The sequence below is a fragment of the Hydrogenophaga sp. T2 genome, assembly GCF_049843535.1.
GTDB lineage: Bacteria > Pseudomonadota > Gammaproteobacteria > Burkholderiales > Burkholderiaceae_C > Hydrogenophaga > Hydrogenophaga crocea.
The window spans coordinates 69,557-85,022 of the sequence record NZ_JBBHZJ010000004.1; the positions used below are offsets into that span (position 1 = coordinate 69,557).

Genomic DNA, 15,466 nt, shown 5'->3' on the forward strand with positions numbered 1-15,466 from the left:
TCAGGAAAACAGGCGGCGCGCCTGCGGCGAGCCTGCCGACAGGTCGCGCGCGTCGAGCGCGTCGTACAGGGCCTCGAGGTCGGCGCCGATGCGGTCCATGGTCTCGGCCGACAGCGGCACGCCGGTGTCGTCGGTGACCACGCCGTCCATGGCTTCGGCCAGGGCCTGTGCGGCCTGGCGCAGGCGCAGGAAGGCCTGCTCCTCGCGCGCCACGTGCGTGACCTCGAGCGACAGCGTCACCTCGCGCAGCGCGCTCTGCTCGGGGTCGTCGGCCATGGCGGCCTGGGCGTCGAAGCTGAGCACCAGCACGGGCGGCAGGCCGGGCTGGCTGGCCGCGAGCACCATGCGACCCGGCAGCGCGCCGGCCACGAAGCCGATGCGTGCCGCGTGCTGCGCCACATAACCGGGGCTCCAGGCGGCGCGACGCGCGCGCAGCGTGAAGCCCAGCTGCGCGTCGTGGCCACTGGCGAAGGCGTCGAGCTCGCGCGCGCGCGCCACCTCGGCGCGCATGTCGGGGAAATCGGGGCTCGCGCCCACCGCGTCGGCGAAGGCCTGGGCCTTCACCACGAACTCGGAAAACTCGATGTCGTTGAGCGCGCCCGCGCGGTTGGCCAGCTGCACGCCGGCCTGCAGCGCGCGGTAGCGCTGGCCCGGGCGCGGGCTTTCCCATTCGGCGCCGTCGGGCGTGAGGCCTTCCACCGCGAATGGCTTGCTGCCCACGCGGCGCGTGGCGGGCAGCGCCAGCAGCACGGCATCGCCCGACACCTCGTGTTCGAGCGAGAGCGGCGCGATCACGTCGATCAGCGCGTCGAGCGCGGGCGCGGGGCGGCGCTCGGCCACGGGCAGGGCCGGGGCCATGGGCGCGGGCGCTTCGTCGCGCACGGCCGCGAGCAGTTCGCCCGGCACCGTGACCACGGCCGACTCGTCGGGCAACTCGGGATGGCCCAGCACCGGTTCACGGCGTTCGGCCGGCGCGTCGCCGAGCGGGTCGAGCGTGGGCTCGATGTGCTCGCGCTCGCCTGGCGCGGGCGCGGCACCGCGTTCGCGCGCGGTGCGCGGCGCGCTCTGGCGCGTGACCCAGGCGTTGTAGGCCACCACCGCGGCCAGCACCAGGCCGCCGATGACCGCCAGACCCACTTGCAGACTGCTCATGACAGCATCCCCGCGGCCGACTCCATGTCGACCGCCACGATGCGCGAGACGCCTTGCTCCTGCATGGTCACGCCGATGAGTTGCTGGGCCATTTCCATCGCGATCTTGTTGTGGCTGATGAACAGGAACTGCGTGTCCTTGCTCATGGCGCTCACGAGCTTGGCATAGCGTTCGGTGTTGGCGTCGTCGAGCGGCGCGTCCACCTCGTCGAGCAGGCAGAACGGCGCCGGGTTGAGCTGGAAGATGGCGAACACCAGCGCGATCGCGGTGAGCGCCTTCTCGCCGCCCGAGAGCAGGTGGATGGTCTGGTTCTTCTTGCCGGGCGGCTGCGCCATCACCTGCACGCCGGCGTCGAGGATCTCTTCGCCGGTCATCATGAGCTTGGCGTTGCCGCCGCCGAACAGCTCGGGGAACATGCGGCCGAAGTGCGTGTTGACGGTTTCGAAGGTCGAGGCCAGCAGTTCGCGGGTTTCGTTGTCGATCTTCCTGATCGCGTCTTCGAGCGTGTTGATGGCCTCGGTGAGGTCGGCGGTCTGCGAATCGAGGAAGGTCTTGCGCTCGCGCGCGGCCGTGAGCTCGTCGAGCGCGGCCAGGTTGACCGCCCCCAGCGCCTGGATCTCGCGGTGCAGGCGGTCGATCTCGCCCTGCAGGCCGGCCAGGCGCACATTGCCCTCGGTGATGCTCTGCGCGATCGCGGCGCGGTCGGCCTCGGCCTCGTCGAGCATCTGGCTGTACTGCTCCACGCCCAGGCGCGCGGCCTGTTCCTTGAGCTGGAATTCGGTGATGCGGCTGCGCAGCGGCTCGAGCTCGCGTTCGAGCTGCAGGCGGCGTTCGTCGCTCGCGCGCAGCTTCATGGTGAGGTCGTCGTACTGGCTGCGCAGCGCCGACAGCGCCTGCTCGCGCTCGGTCTTGGCGGCCAGCGCGGTCTGCAGCCCCGCCTGGGCCGCGGCGTCGTTCAGGCGCGCGAACTCGTCGCGCGCGCGCTGCTCTTCGTCGATCAGCGCTTTCTCCTGCTGGCCCGCGGTGTCGATGGCGCGCTGCAGTTCGGCCTGGCGCGCCTGCAGGCTGCGCAGCGAGAAAGTGGCCTCCTGCGCGTTGCGTTCGAGCGCGCGCTGCTGCTCGCGCGCCTGGTTGAGGCGGCGCTCGGCCTCGATCACGGCGTCGTCGAGCTGGGCGTGGCGCTCCTGGCTGTCGGCGAGCTGCATGTCGAGTTCTTCGAAGCGCGCCTCAGCCGTCACGCGGCGCTCCTGCAGGTCTTCGAGCTGGGCGTCGACCTCGGCGAGATCGGCCGCGATCTGTTCGCTGCGCGCGCGCGTCTGCTCGGCCTGCTGCGTCAGGCGCAGCGCCTCGACCTGCAGCTCGTGCGCGCGGCTCTGCGCCTCGGCGGCCTCGCGGCGCGCACCCACCAGGCGCTGCGAGGCGTCGCTGTAGGCGGCCTCGGCGCGCACCAGCGCCGAGCGCGCCTGTTCGGCGATCAGCACCTGGGCCTTGAGCTGCTTGTCCAGGTTCTCGATTTCCTGGGCCCGCGCGAGCAGGCCGGCCTGTTCGTTGTCGGGCGCGTAGAAGGCCACGCTGTGCGCGCTGACGGCGTGGCCGCTGGCCACGTAGATGGTGTCGCCGGCTTGCAGCTGGCCGCGCAGCGCCAGGGCCTCGTCGAGCGTGGCGGCGCTGTAGCAGCCGCGCAGCCAGTCGCCCAGCAGCGCCTGCTGTGCGGCGTCGTTCAGCCGCAGCCACTGGGCCAGCGGCTTGAGCGCGCCCGAGGCCTCGGCCGCGGCGCCCGCCACGGGCGGCTGGTAGAAGGCCAGGCGCGTGGGCGGCGCGTCGTTGGCGAAGGCGCGCACCATCTCCAGCCGCGAGACTTCGAGCGCGCCCAGGCGCTCGCGCAGCGCGGCTTCGAGCGCGTTCTCCCAGCCCGGCTCCACGTGGATGCGGCTCCACAGGCCCTGCAGGCCGTCGAGGCCATGCTTGGCGAGCCAGGGCTTGAGCTTGCCGTCGGTGCGCACCTTTTCCTGCAACGCCTTGAGCGCTTCCAGGCGCGCGCTGAGGTCGGCCTGTTTCGCCGACTGCGCGTTCACCTCGGCCTGGGCCGTGCGGCGCGCGTCGTCGAGCTGGGGCACCTGCTCCTGCAGCTCGTGCAGGCGGGCATCGGTTTCTTCGGCCAGGGCCTGCGCGGTCTGCAGCGCGCCCTGCGCGTTGAGCAGCCGGGCCTCGTCGGGCGCGGCCAGGGCATTGCGGTCGGCCAGCAGGCGCTCGCGGCGCTGGTTCAGGCCGCGCGACTGTTCCTCGATGTTGCGCTGCTCGGCCGCCAGCACCTGGATCTGCTGCTGCACCTGGCCCACGGCGGTGCGCTGCTCGTTGGCACGCGCCTGCGCGGCGCGCAGCGCGTCTTCGAGCGCGGGCAGCGCGCCGGCCTGCTCTTCGCCCTGGGCCGCGAGCACCACCGATTGTTCTTCGGCGCCGAGGATCTTCTCGGCCAGCTGTTCGAGCTCCACCGCCGCGTCCTCGCTGCGCGTGGACCACGAGGCGATCTGCTCCTTGAGCTGGGCCAGGCGCTGCTCCACGCGCTGGCGGCCTTCGACCACGAAGCGGATCTCGGCCTCGAGCTTGCCCACCTCGGCGCTGGCCTCGTAGAGCTTGCCCTGCGCCTGGTTCACCTGGTCGCCGGCCGCGTAGTGCGCCTGGCGGATGGTTTCGAGCTCGCTTTCCACGCGGCGCAGGTCGGCGGTGCGCGACTCGAGGTCGTTCACGGCCTGGGCCGCGTCTTTCTGGATGCGGGCCTGGTCGGCCTCGGCCTCGGCGCGCTTCAAGAACCAGAGCTGGTGCTGCTTGAGCGTGGCGCTGGCATTGAGCGCGTGGTACTGCGCGGCCACCTCGGCCTGCCGCTCGAGCTTGTCCAGGTTGGCGTTGAGCTCGCGCAGGATGTCTTCGACGCGCGTGAGGTTCTCGCGCGTGTCGGCCAGGCGGTGCGCGGTCTCGCGGCGGCGTTCCTTGTACTTGGACACGCCCGCGGCTTCTTCGAGGAACAGGCGCAGCTCTTCGGGCTTGCTCTCGATGATGCGGCTGATGGTGCCCTGGCCGATGATGGCGTAGGCGCGCGGGCCCAGGCCGGTGCCCAGGAACACGTCCTGCACGTCGCGGCGGCGCACCGGCTGGTTGTTGATGTAGTAGCTGCTGGTGCCGTCGCGCGTGAGCACGCGCTTGACGGCGATCTCGGTGAACTGGCCCCACTGGCCGCCCGCGCGGTGGTCGCTGTTGTCGAACACCAGTTCGACGCTGGATCGGCTCGCGGGCTTGCGGCTGGTGGTGCCGTTGAAGATCACGTCCTGCATGGACTCGCCACGCAGCTCGGAGGCCTTGGACTCGCCCAGCACCCAGCGCACCGCGTCCATGATGTTGGACTTGCCGCACCCGTTCGGCCCCACCACGCCAACCAGCTGGCCGGGGAGCATGAAGTTCGTGGGTTCGGCGAAGGATTTGAAGCCGGAGAGCTTGATCGAGGTGAGACGCACGGCGCGGTCCGGGGGGTCGGCAATGGCAGGGGCCCGGCCCTGGAAGGGCTCGGCCGGGGGATGATACCTGCGGGCCCCGGGTGCGAAATTTCATGGTCAGAACGCACGGCGGACGCGATCGGCGTTGCCACGGCCTTGTCGCATTGAAAGCATGCAAACAAAATTCGGGCAGTCCTTTCCTGAATACCAAGTGCTGACAGAGACCCGATCATGAATCCGACCGTGAATACTTCCTGGGACGCCGGCCTCGTGGCCCTGTCCTTCGCCTTCGCCGTTGCCGGCTCCTTCGTGGCGCTCACCGCGGCCGGCCGCCTGCGTGGTCGCCGGGGCGAACTGGCCTGGAGCAACGTGCTCACCGTGGGCATCGCCCTGGGCGGTGTGGGCGTGTGGTCCATGCACTTCATCGGCATGCTGGCGCTGCGCATGGACGTGGGCAGCAGCTATTCCATGCTCGAGACCTTCACTTCGCTGCTGGTGGCCGTGGGCGCCACCGCGGGCTCGGTGGTGCTGGCCGCGCGCCGCCCCGACAGCCTGGCGCGTCTGCTGCTGGCGGGCTTCCTGCTCGGCATGAGCGTGGTGCTGATGCACTACCTGGGCATGTTCGGCCTGAAGATCTACGGCTTCATCGCCTGGGACATGGGTCTCGTGGGCCTGTCCATGCTGATCGCCGTGGTGGCGGCCACCGCCGCGCTCTGGCTGGCCTTCAACATCGCCACGCTGCCGCGGCGCATTGCGGCCTCGGTGGTCATGGGCGTGGCGGTGTGCGCCATGCACTACACCGGCATGGGCGCGGCCGAGTTCGTGTGCACCACCACCGAGCGCACGGCCATTCCGCAGGGCACGGGCTATGTGGCGGTGTTCAGCCTGCCCATGCTGGTGATCGCCACCACGGTGATGCTCACGCTGATGCTCTCGCTCGACCAGTTCTATCAGGCCCTGCGTCAGAACACGCTGCGGGCGCGCCGGGCTCAGGTGTAAGACTCGCGCCAGGCAGGGGATTGGTGGCTGTTCAGGTAGATCGCCACGACGCCACGCTCATCGGCGTTGAGCAGGTCCAGGCCGTGGCTGCGTTGAAGCGTGTAGAGGTAGGCGGCCAGGTCCCGGGTCTCGTCCGTGGCGAGCGAACCGACCGACACCAGCAGTTGTGCCATCCACGCGCAGACACGTTGCTGGGCGCGCTTTTCCTTGCGGCCTGAAAGCAGCCGCTGCACGCGGATCAGCGTCTCGGTGCAACACAGCCGTGACGAGATCACGTGCGGCTTGGCGTCTTGAACGCGGGCGATCCATACCGTGTCGGCGCGGCCCAGCAGGCTCAGGAACCGATCGGCCCATGGCCACTGACCGGGGCTCGCCTCCAACAGCCGACAGGCCGTGTTGACGAGCATCTTGGCCACGCACTGCTGGTAGTCCTGGTCGGCCGGAAATTGCGCCAGCAGCATTGACGTCCAGGCGATCAGGTCGTCGTGCTGCTGCGCGCCCGCGATCTGCGCGGCGAGTTCGTTGATCTCTTCGGGCCGGATGGGGTGCTCGTCGTGCACGGCCTTGCGCAGAATGCCGGCGAACACCTGGCTGGTGAGCGCGAAGTCCTGGTCGTCCGACGCCAGCTCGCCCCGCCAGAGGTACTGCACCCGCCACGACGACTTCGGGAGCCCGTCGGGGGCCAGCCGCTGCACCAGGGGCGGCTCCAGGGGGCCCAGCAGCGCCTGCAAGGGCTTGCGGGCGTCGAGCGGCAGATTCGCCTGAAAGGCCGGGTCGGCACAGGCCGTGAGCACCAGGGCCGCGAGCAACCAGCGCAGATGGACGTTGTCCTGCAGGTCCACGTGCGCGCGCTCGCCCGCGCCGGCCGCCTCGAGGACCAGGCGGCTCGAGGCCGGCGTGGCGCAGAACTGGCGGAAGGCATGGCCCACGGCATGGGCGAACGAGGCCTGGGCGTTGCGGTACAGCTGGCCGAGCAGCCAGGCCAGGCGCTGGTCATCCACACGCTTGTCTGCATACAGGGCGGCCACCTCGCTGCAAACCGCGTGCAGCCGCAAGGCGGCGGTGCCCTGCCCGAGCAGCAGGCGCGAGGTCTCGACCACGTCCTGGTAACAGGCCAGGCAGCCCTCGGGGTGCTCGGCTTCGCCGCTCACGATCTGCCCGGCCCGCCGCCGCAGGAAGCCGGCCCCCAGGTTCCACCAGAGGCTGCCCTCCGGCGGCTCCCTGTGCACGCGCAGGGCCGCCAGCACCTGGGCGGGCGGCTGGTCGAGGCACACGGTGAGCGTGCCCCAGGTGGGGTGCGGCTGCGGACCGCGCCCCGGACCCGGGGCCATGAGGTCTTCGGCCTCGGCGAGCCGGGCCAGGGCCTCGGCCAGCGGCGGGCAGCTGCGCAGGCACCAGGCTTTGACCGCCGCGTCCCCGCAGGCCGTCCATTGGCGGTGGAGCGCGCCAGCGGCCCAGGGTGGGCAGCCGGCGATCCAGGGCAGCACATCCCGGCCTTCGGCCCGGCCGCGCAGGGCCCGGCCCAGACCCGCTTCCAGGCATTCGATCCAGGTCCGCCGGTCGTGCGCCTCCGACAGCCGCACCACCACGGTGTGGATGGCCGACGGGCAGCGGCCCAGCAGGTTTTGCTGCATGCGCGGCGTCAAGCGCCCCATGAAGGCGCAGGCCACCGTGGGCGAATGCGCGGCCAGATCGACCAGCACGGCCAGCGCCCACTGGGCGTCGCCAGCGATGCGGGTCTGCCCGTCGAGCGCCACCAGCCGCACGCCCCGCGTCGGCGCAGACATCAGCGAGGGCGCCTTGACCAGCATGTCCAGCACGCCCGGCCCGGGCCGCGAGCCCACGCCGAGTTCGTTGAGCACGAGCAGGGCATCGGTCAGTTGGCGCAGGGTGTCCGCCGCGGCCGGGCCCGTGAGGTGCAGGCCGTCGGACTCGAACCAGGCCTGCCCCACGCCCAGGCGGCCCTCGGTCACCACGCCCAGGAGCATGGGCAGTTGCCAGTTCGGCGGTACCGCCAGGGTGGCGTGGCGGTCGCCTTGCAGCGTGATGCGGAAAGGCTCGCCCTCGGGCTGGACCTCGGCCGGCGGCTCGGGGCGGGGATTCAGCGCCGTGTCCTCGTCGATGCGGGGCAAGACCGCATCCGGGGTCGCCACCGGCGAACGGCGGTCCGGCGGGTGGCCGCTGCCGGTGCGGTGGGCGCTGCGGGTGCCGCGGTTCAGGGAAATGAAGCTCGATCTCTTGTCCATGCCTGGGCCTCGTCGGTGTCGGCCGGCGAGACTAGCGGCGGCCCGTGCGCTTGGGCCCGGGCCTCGGCCGCATGACAGATTCATCAGCGCCCTCCCCGATAATCGCGGCCCATGAACCCCCTGCTCCAGCGCCTGCAGCCCTACCCCTTCGAGCGGCTGCGCCGGCTTTTTGCGGACGTGAAGCCCGCGCCCGCCCACCGCCCCATCAGCCTGGGCATCGGCGAGCCCAAGCACCCCGCCCCCGATTTCCTCAAGCGCGCGCTGGCCGACGCCCTCGGCGACGGCCTGTCGAGCTACCCCGCCACCGCGGGCGAGCCGCGGCTGCGCGAGGCCTGCGCGGGCTGGCTGCAGCGGCGCTACGGCCTGGCGGTGGACGCGGCCACCCAGGTGCTGCCGGTGAACGGCTCCCGCGAGGCGCTGTTTGCCTTCGCGCAGGTGGTGGTCGACCCCACGCGCGAAGGCGCCACCGTGGTCTGCCCCAACCCCTTCTACCAAATCTACGAAGGCGCGGCCCTGCTCGCGGGCGCGCAGCCGCACTACGTGGCCAGCGTGGCCGAACGCAATTTCGCGGTCGACTGGGACAGCGTGCCCGAGGCCGTCTGGGCCCGCACGCAGTTGATCTACGTGTGCTCGCCGGGCAACCCCGCGGGCGCGGTGATGCCGCTGGACGAATGGCGCAAGCTGTTCGCGCTCAGCGACCGCCACGGCTTCGTGATCGCCTCCGACGAGTGCTACAGCGAGATCTACTTCCGCGACGAAGCCCCGCTCGGCGGCCTGCAGGCCGCGGCACAGCTGGGCCGCAGCGACTTCAAGCGCCTGGTGGCCTTCACCAGCCTGTCCAAGCGCAGCAACGTGCCGGGCCTGCGCAGCGGCTTCGTGGCCGGCGACGCCGAGCTGCTCAAGGCCTTCCTGCTCTACCGCACCTACCACGGCGGCGCCATGAGCCCGGTGGTGCAGGCCGCGAGCGTGGCCGCCTGGGGCGACGAAGCCCACGTGGTCGACAACCGACGCCTATACCGCGAAAAGTTCGCCCAGGTCACGCCGGTGCTGGCCGAGGTGCTCGACGTGGCCCTGCCCGATGCCTCCTTCTACCTCTGGGCCGGCGTGCCCGCGGCCTTCGCGCAGCGCGCCCCGGGTCTCAGTGCCGACGAGGCTTTCGCGCGCGAATTGCTCGCTCAATACAATGTGACCGTCCTGCCCGGCAGCTACCTCGCGCGCACGGTGCAGGGGCACAACCCCGGTGCCGGGCGCGTGCGCCTGGCCCTGGTGGCCGGCGTCGACGAATGCCTGGAGGCCGCGCACCGCATCGCCGGCTTCTGCCGCGCCAACGCCTGACCGATTCCCTTTCTCCCCCTAGCCCACCACCCCATGAGCCAACAACTGCAAGCCATCATCGACACCGCCTGGGACAACCGCGCCTCGCTGTCGCCCGCCGCCGCCCCCAAGGAAGTGACCGACGCCGTCGAGCACGTGATCGCCGAGCTCAACAAGGGCCGCCTGCGTGTGGCCACCCGCGAAGGCGTGGGCCAGTGGACGGTGCACCAGTGGATCAAGAAGGCCGTGCTGCTGTCGTTCCGCCTCAAGGACAACGAAATCATGCGCGCCGGCGACCTGGGCTTCTTCGACAAGGTGCAGACCAAGTTCGCCCACCTCTCGCCCGAAGAGATGAAGGCCACCGGCGTGCGCGTGGTGCCGCCGGCCGTGGCCCGCCGCGGCAGTTTCATCGCCAAGGGCGCCATCCTCATGCCCAGCTACGTGAACATCGGCGCCTATGTGGACGAAGGCACCATGGTCGACACCTGGGCCACCGTGGGCAGCTGCGCCCAGGTGGGCAAGAACGTGCACCTCTCGGGCGGCGTGGGCCTGGGCGGCGTGCTCGAACCCCTGCAGGCCAACCCGACCATCATCGAAGACAACTGCTTCATCGGCGCGCGCTCGGAGATCGTCGAAGGCGTCATCGTCGAGGAGAACTCGGTGATCAGCATGGGTGTGTACATCGGCCAGAGCACACCGATCTACGACCGCGCCACGGGTGAAGTGAGCTACGGCCGCGTGCCCGCGGGCTCGGTCGTGATCAGCGGCAGCCTGCCCAAGGACGGTGGCAAGTACAGCCTGTACGCGGCGGTGATCGTCAAGCGCGTCGATGCGCAGACCCGCGCCAAGACCAGCCTGAACGACCTGCTGCGCCCGTAAGAAGTCGAACCAACCACCGCCGTGAGGGAGATGGCATGAGCAGCGGAACGATGGAGCGCATCCTGCGCCTGATGGCCGACAAGAAGGCCTCGGACGTGTACCTCACGGCGAACGCGCCGGCGATGATCAAGATCAACGGCCAGGTGATCCCGATCAACAGCCAGGTGCTGCCCTCGGAGGCGCCGCGCAACCTGCTCAGCGAGATCGTGCCCGCCACGCGCATCGAGGAGCTGCTCGAAACCGGCGAGCTCAACATGGGCGTGACGCTCGAAGGCCTGGGCAACTACCGCGTGAGCGCCATGCGCCAGCGCGGCTCCATCGCGGTGGTGATCCGCTACGTGCCCAGCGACATCCCGCCGCTGGACACGCTCAACGTCGCCCCCATCCTGGCCGACCTGGTGATGGACAAGCGCGGCCTGATCCTGATGGTGGGCGCCACGGGCGCGGGCAAGAGCACCACGCTCGCCGCCATGATCGACCACCGCAACGAGCGCGTCAGCGGCCACATCCTCACGGTCGAAGACCCGATCGAATACACCTACCGCAACAAGCGCTCGGTGGTGAACCAGCGCGAGATCGGGCCCGACACGGTGTCGCTGCAGACCGCGCTCAAGAACGCGCTGCGCCAGGCGCCCGACGTGATCCTGATCGGCGAGATCCGCGACCGCGAGACCATGTCGGCCGCCATCGCCTACGCCCAGTCGGGCCACCTGGTGCTGGCCACGCTGCACGCCAACAACAGCTACCACGCGCTCAACCGCATCCTGAGCTTCTACCCCGTCGAGGTGCGCCCCACCATGCTGGGCGACCTGGCCGCCGCGCTGCGCGCCATCGTCTCGCAGCGCCTGCTGCGCACGCCCGTGGGCGGCCGCCTGCCGGCCATGGAGGTGCTGCTCAACACCGCGCTGATCGCCGACCTGATCCAGAAGGCCGATTTCTCGGGCGTGCGCGAAGCGATGGAGAAGTCGCTGGCCGAAGGCTCGCAGACCTTCGAACAAGACCTGGCGCGCCTGATCCACGAGGGCCTGGTCACGCGCGAGGAAGGCCTGGCCCAGGCCGACTCGCCCAACAACCTGCTCTGGCGCCTGCAGAACGACTTCGCGCCCAGCGCCGCGCGCGGTGCGGATGCCGCCGACGAAGACGCCACCGACACGCCCTCGTTCACCGAGTTCACGCTCGACGTTAAATTCTGAAATATGCGCCCCCACGCTCGTCACTTCGTGTACTCGCTGCCCCCCGAGGGGGCGCAAACCGCCCTTGGGGCGGCCCGGCGGGCGGTCTGATGTCCGACACCCTGCGCCTGGCCGAGGCGCTCATCGCCCTGCCCTCCGTCACCCCGCGCGACGCGGGCTGCCTGGAGCTCATCGCAACGCGCCTGCAGGCCATGGGCTTTGCGTGCGAACGCCTCGACAGCGGCCCGGCCGACTTCCGCGTGAGCAACCTCTGGGCGCGCCGCGGCACGGGCCAGCGGCCCACGCTGGTGTTCGCGGGCCACACCGACGTGGTGCCCACCGGCCCGCGCGAGGCCTGGGCCAGCGACCCCTTCGTGCCCAGCCACCGCGACGGCAAGCTCTTCGGCCGCGGCGCGAGCGACATGAAGACCTCCATCGCGGCCATGGTGGTGGCCTGCGAGCGCTTTCTCGCCGAACAACCCGATCCCGGCATCGACATCGCCTTTTTGCTCACGAGCGACGAAGAAGGCCCCGCGGTCGATGGCACCGTGGTGGTCTGCGAGGCCCTCAAGGCGCGCGGCGAGCGGCTCGACTGGTGCATCGTGGGCGAGCCCACCTCGGTCGAGCGCACCGGCGACACGATCAAGAACGGCCGCCGCGGCACCCTGAGCGGCAAGCTCACCGTCAAGGGCGTGCAGGGCCACATCGCCTACCCGCACCTGGCGAAGAACCCCATCCACCTGGCCGCGCCCGCGCTCGCCGAGCTCGCCGCCACCGAGTGGGACCGCGGCAACCCTTACTTCCCGCCCACGAGCTGGCAGATCAGCAACATCCACGGCGGCACCGGCGCCACCAACGTGATCCCCGGCACCGTGGTGATCGATTTCAACTTCCGCTTCAGCACCGAACGCACGCCCGAGTCGCTGCAGGCGCAGGTGGTCGAGATCCTGGCGCGCCACGGCCTGCGCGAAGGCGCCGACCACGACATCGCCTGGACCCTGGGCGGGCGGCCCTTCCTGACGCCGCCCGGTGCGCTGGTCGACGCGGTGCGCGACGCCATCCGCGACGAGACCGGCCTTCACACCGAGCTCTCCACCACCGGCGGCACCAGCGACGGGCGCTTCATCGCCCAGGTCTGCCCGCAGGTGGTCGAGGTGGGCCCGCCCAACGCCACCATCCACAAGATCGACGAGCACGTGGTGCTCGCCGACATCGAACCCCTGACCGCGATCTACCGCCGCACGCTGCAAAACCTGCACGCGCGGACCGTGCAGAACGCCTGACACCCGTGACCCTGCAAGAACTGCTGGCCCAGGCCGAAGCCCGCCTGGACGCCGCGCAACTGGCCTTTGGCCATGGCACCACCAACGCCCACGACGAGGCCGCCTGGCTGGTGCTCTGGCGCCTGGGCCTGCCGCTGGACAGCGACCTCGACGCCCTCGCCGGCCGCGCCGTGAGCGGCGACGAAGCCGCCGCGGTGGACGCGCTCATCGCGCGCCGCATCGACACCCGCGAGCCCGCGGCCTACCTCACCGGCGAAGCCTGGTTGCAAGGCGTGCCCTTCCACGTCGACCGACGCGCCATCGTGCCGCGCAGCTTCATCGCCGAACTCATCGCCGACGGCAGCATCGACCCCTGGCTCGGTGAACACACCCAGGCCGTGCTCGACCTGTGCACCGGCAACGGCAGCCTCGCGGTGCTTGCGGCCATGGCCTGGCCCGAGATCCGCGTGACCGGGGCCGACCTCTCGCCCGAGGCGCTGCAGGTGGCGCGCATCAATGTCGAGCGCCACGGCCTGGGCGAACGCATCGCCCTGGTGGAAAGCGACGGGCTCGCGGCCTGCCCCGGCCCCTGGGACCTGATCGTGTGCAACCCGCCCTATGTGAACGCGCAGAGCATGGCCGCCCTGCCCGCCGAGTACCGTGCCGAGCCCGAACTCGCGCTGGCCGGCGGTGCCGACGGCATGGACTTCGTGCGCGCGCTGCTGCGTGACGCGCCGCGCTGCCTGAACCCGCAGGGCGTGCTGGTGCTCGAGATCGGCAACGAACGCGAACACTTCGAGCGCGCCTTCCCGCACCTGCAGCCCGTGTGGCTCGGCACCAGCGCAGGCGACGACCAGGTGCTGCTGCTCACGCGCGACGCCATCGTGGAGGGCCGGCCATGATCACGCTGCGCGACGTGGTGCTGCGACGCGGCGTCAAGGTGCTGCTCGATGGCGCCACGCTCACCATCAACCCCGGTGAAAAAGTGGGCCTGGTCGGCCGCAACGGCGCAGGCAAGTCCAGCCTGTTCCGCCTGCTCGACGGCACGCTGCACGAAGACAAGGGCGAGTTCCAGGTGCCCGCGCACTGGCGCATGGCGCAGGTGGCGCAGGACATGCCCGAGACCGACCAGAGCGCCACGCGCTTCGTGGTCGAAGGCGACGTGACCCTGCTCGCGGCCGAACGCGAGGTGGCCGAGGCCGAGGCCAGCGACGACGGCGAACGCATGGCCCACGCCTACATGGCGCTCAACGACGCCGGCGCGCACGACGCCAACGCGCGCGCGCAGGCCCTGATCCTGGGCCTGGGCTTCCGCCTCGACGAGCTCGAGCGCCCGGTCAACAGCTTCTCGGGCGGCTGGCGCATGCGGCTGCAGCTCGCGCGCGCCCTCATGTGCCCGAGCGAGCTGCTGCTGCTCGACGAACCCACCAACCACCTCGACCTCGACGCCCTGGTCTGGCTCGAAGCCTGGCTGCAGCGCTACCCCGGCACGCTGCTCGTCATCAGCCACGACCGCGAGTTCCTCGACGCGGTCACGCAGGTCACGGTGCACATCGAACACGCGCAGCTCAAGCGCTATGGCGGCAACTACAGCCGCTTCGAAGACATGCGCGCCGAGCAGATGGCGCTGCAGCAGGCCGCGTTCGCGCGCCAGCAGGACAAGATCGCCCACCTGCAGAAGTTCATCGACCGCTTCAAGGCCAAGGCCAGCAAGGCCAAGCAGGCGCAAAGCCGCGTGAAGGCGCTCGAGCGCATGGAACGCATCGCGCCCGTGCTCGCCGAGGCCGACTTCACCTTCGAGTTCGCAGAACCCGCCAACCTGCCCAACCCCATGCTGGTGCTGCAGGACGTGGACTTCGGCTACCCCGGTGAAGACGGCGCCGGCCCCGCCACCATCGTGCGCGGCGTGAACCGCTCGGTGCTCGCGGGCCAGCGCATCGGCATCCTGGGCGCCAACGGCCAGGGCAAGTCCACCGTGGTCAAGACCATCGCGCGCACGCTCGCCCCGCTGGCCGGCACCGTCACCGAGGGCAAGGGCCTGAACATCGGCTACTTCGCGCAGCAGGAGCTCGACGTGCTGAGCCCGCGCGACAACCCGCTCGAGCACATGATCCGGCTCGTGAAGGAGACCACTGCGCAGGGCCGCCTGAGCGGCCAGCCCACGCGCGAGCAGGACCTGCGCAGCTTCCTCGGCACCTTCAACTTCACCGGCGACCAGGTGTTCCAGGCCGTGGGCAGCATGAGCGGCGGCGAGAAGGCGCGGCTGGTGCTGTGCATGATCGTGTGGCAGCGCCCCAACCTGCTGCTGCTCGACGAGCCCACCAACCACCTCGACCTCGCCACGCGCGAGGCGCTGTCCGTGGCGCTCAACGAATTCGAAGGCACGGTGATGCTCGTGAGCCACGACCGCTCGCTGCTGCGCGCGGTGTGCGACGAGTTCTGGCTGGTCTCGCGTGGCGGTATCGCACCCTTCGACGGCGACCTCGACGACTACCAGCGCTACCTGCTCGACATGGCCAAGCAGGCGCGCGAGGCGCAACGCGAACAGGCGCGCGCCGCCGAGCCGCCCGCGCCCGCCCCCGCGGTGGACCGCCAGGCCGAGGCACAGCGTCAGAAGCAACGCAACGAACAACTGCGACCGCTCAAGAAAGAGCTCGCGCAGATCGAGCAGCGCATGGCCCGGCTCGGCGACGAGCGCACCCAACTCGAAAGCGATCTGCTGCAAGCCACGCAGGACCCGGCCCGGCTGGCCGAGGCCGGCCGGCGGCTCAAGGCGGTGGAAAGCGAGCTCGCGACGGTCGAGGCGCGTTGGCTCGAACTCAGCGAAGCGATCGAACAGGCGGGGGCCTGAAGCCCCGCCGTTTGCGCTGCGAAGCCCGCCCTGGCGCGGGCTTTTTGTGGCCGCTCGCGGGACGGGCGCGCACATAAGAAAAAGCCCCTGACCTTGCGATCAG

General features: G+C 70.7%; 10 protein-coding genes. 7 read left to right on the top strand and 3 right to left on the bottom strand.

The annotated features are described in order from the left end of the window. Both WDZ95_RS10440 and smc read right to left on the bottom strand, forming a co-directional pair. Entirely contained in the window at window positions 1-1,152 is a 1,152-nt protein-coding gene (locus tag WDZ95_RS10440; protein ID WP_425778176.1) for a cell division protein ZipA C-terminal FtsZ-binding domain-containing protein, read from the bottom strand. Beyond that, window positions 1,149-4,661, bottom strand: coding sequence for a chromosome segregation protein SMC (gene smc, locus WDZ95_RS10445; RefSeq protein ID WP_425778178.1), 3,513 nt, complete (start codon window positions 4,659-4,661; stop codon window positions 1,149-1,151). Before smc ends, WDZ95_RS10440 begins: the two co-directional genes overlap by 4 nt. A 210-nt stretch (window positions 4,662-4,871) precedes the next feature. Between smc and WDZ95_RS10450 the strand changes: the two genes are divergently transcribed. Beyond that, window positions 4,872-5,639, top strand: a complete 768-nt coding sequence (locus tag WDZ95_RS10450) for an MHYT domain-containing protein (RefSeq protein ID WP_425778180.1) — start codon at window positions 4,872-4,874, stop codon at window positions 5,637-5,639. On the opposite strand, the gene WDZ95_RS10455 is transcribed toward WDZ95_RS10450, so the two are convergent. Next, window positions 5,630-7,885, bottom strand: coding sequence for a hypothetical protein (locus WDZ95_RS10455; RefSeq protein WP_425778182.1), 2,256 nt, complete (start codon window positions 7,883-7,885; stop codon window positions 5,630-5,632). The genes WDZ95_RS10450 and WDZ95_RS10455 overlap by 10 nt on opposite strands. Window positions 7,886-7,996: 111 nt before the next feature. Between WDZ95_RS10455 and dapC the strand changes: the two genes are divergently transcribed. The 6 genes from dapC (at window position 7,997) to WDZ95_RS10485 (ending at window position 15,363) form a co-directional block, all read left to right on the top strand. Continuing rightward, window positions 7,997-9,220 carry a succinyldiaminopimelate transaminase gene (dapC, locus tag WDZ95_RS10460; protein ID WP_425778184.1) on the top strand — a complete coding sequence of 408 codons (1,224 nt, stop codon included), beginning with the start codon at window positions 7,997-7,999 and terminating at the stop codon, window positions 9,218-9,220. Between the two features lie 33 nt (window positions 9,221-9,253). Continuing rightward, window positions 9,254-10,078 (top strand): 2,3,4,5-tetrahydropyridine-2,6-dicarboxylate N-succinyltransferase, encoded by an 825-nt coding sequence (dapD, locus tag WDZ95_RS10465; RefSeq protein ID WP_166226288.1) that lies wholly within the window; start codon window positions 9,254-9,256, stop codon window positions 10,076-10,078. Between the two features lie 35 nt (window positions 10,079-10,113). Then, window positions 10,114-11,271 carry a PilT/PilU family type 4a pilus ATPase gene (locus WDZ95_RS10470; RefSeq protein WP_425778186.1) on the top strand — a complete coding sequence of 386 codons (1,158 nt, stop codon included), beginning with the start codon at window positions 10,114-10,116 and terminating at the stop codon, window positions 11,269-11,271. 89 nt (window positions 11,272-11,360) lie between these two features. Then, the gene (gene dapE, locus WDZ95_RS10475; RefSeq protein ID WP_425778187.1) at window positions 11,361-12,533 is read left to right on the top strand and encodes a succinyl-diaminopimelate desuccinylase; all 1,173 of its coding nucleotides are present in this window, start codon (window positions 11,361-11,363) and stop codon (window positions 12,531-12,533) included. A 5-nt stretch (window positions 12,534-12,538) separates the two neighbouring features. Beyond that, window positions 12,539-13,414 (top strand): 50S ribosomal protein L3 N(5)-glutamine methyltransferase, encoded by an 876-nt coding sequence (prmB, locus tag WDZ95_RS10480; protein WP_425778189.1) that lies wholly within the window; start codon window positions 12,539-12,541, stop codon window positions 13,412-13,414. Beyond that, on the top strand, window positions 13,411-15,363 hold the full coding sequence (locus WDZ95_RS10485; RefSeq protein ID WP_425778191.1) for an ABC-F family ATP-binding cassette domain-containing protein: 1,953 nt from the start codon (window positions 13,411-13,413) through the stop codon (window positions 15,361-15,363). Before prmB ends, WDZ95_RS10485 begins: the two co-directional genes overlap by 4 nt. Window positions 15,364-15,466 lie beyond the last annotated feature (103 nt).

Coding starts and splice junctions, on each gene's coding strand:
- WDZ95_RS10485 (WP_425778191.1), top strand. CDS start 13,411: ATGATCACGCTGCGCGACGTGGTGCTGCGACGCGGCGTCAAGGTGCTG.
- dapE (WP_425778187.1), top strand. CDS start 11,361: ATGTCCGACACCCTGCGCCTGGCCGAGGCGCTCATCGCCCTGCCCTCC.
- WDZ95_RS10440 (WP_425778176.1), bottom strand. CDS start 1,152: ATGAGCAGTCTGCAAGTGGGTCTGGCGGTCATCGGCGGCCTGGTGCTG.
- dapC (WP_425778184.1), top strand. CDS start 7,997: ATGAACCCCCTGCTCCAGCGCCTGCAGCCCTACCCCTTCGAGCGGCTG.
- WDZ95_RS10455 (WP_425778182.1), bottom strand. CDS start 7,885: ATGGACAAGAGATCGAGCTTCATTTCCCTGAACCGCGGCACCCGCAGC.
- dapD (WP_166226288.1), top strand. CDS start 9,254: ATGAGCCAACAACTGCAAGCCATCATCGACACCGCCTGGGACAACCGC.
- WDZ95_RS10450 (WP_425778180.1), top strand. CDS start 4,872: ATGAATCCGACCGTGAATACTTCCTGGGACGCCGGCCTCGTGGCCCTG.
- WDZ95_RS10470 (WP_425778186.1), top strand. CDS start 10,114: ATGAGCAGCGGAACGATGGAGCGCATCCTGCGCCTGATGGCCGACAAG.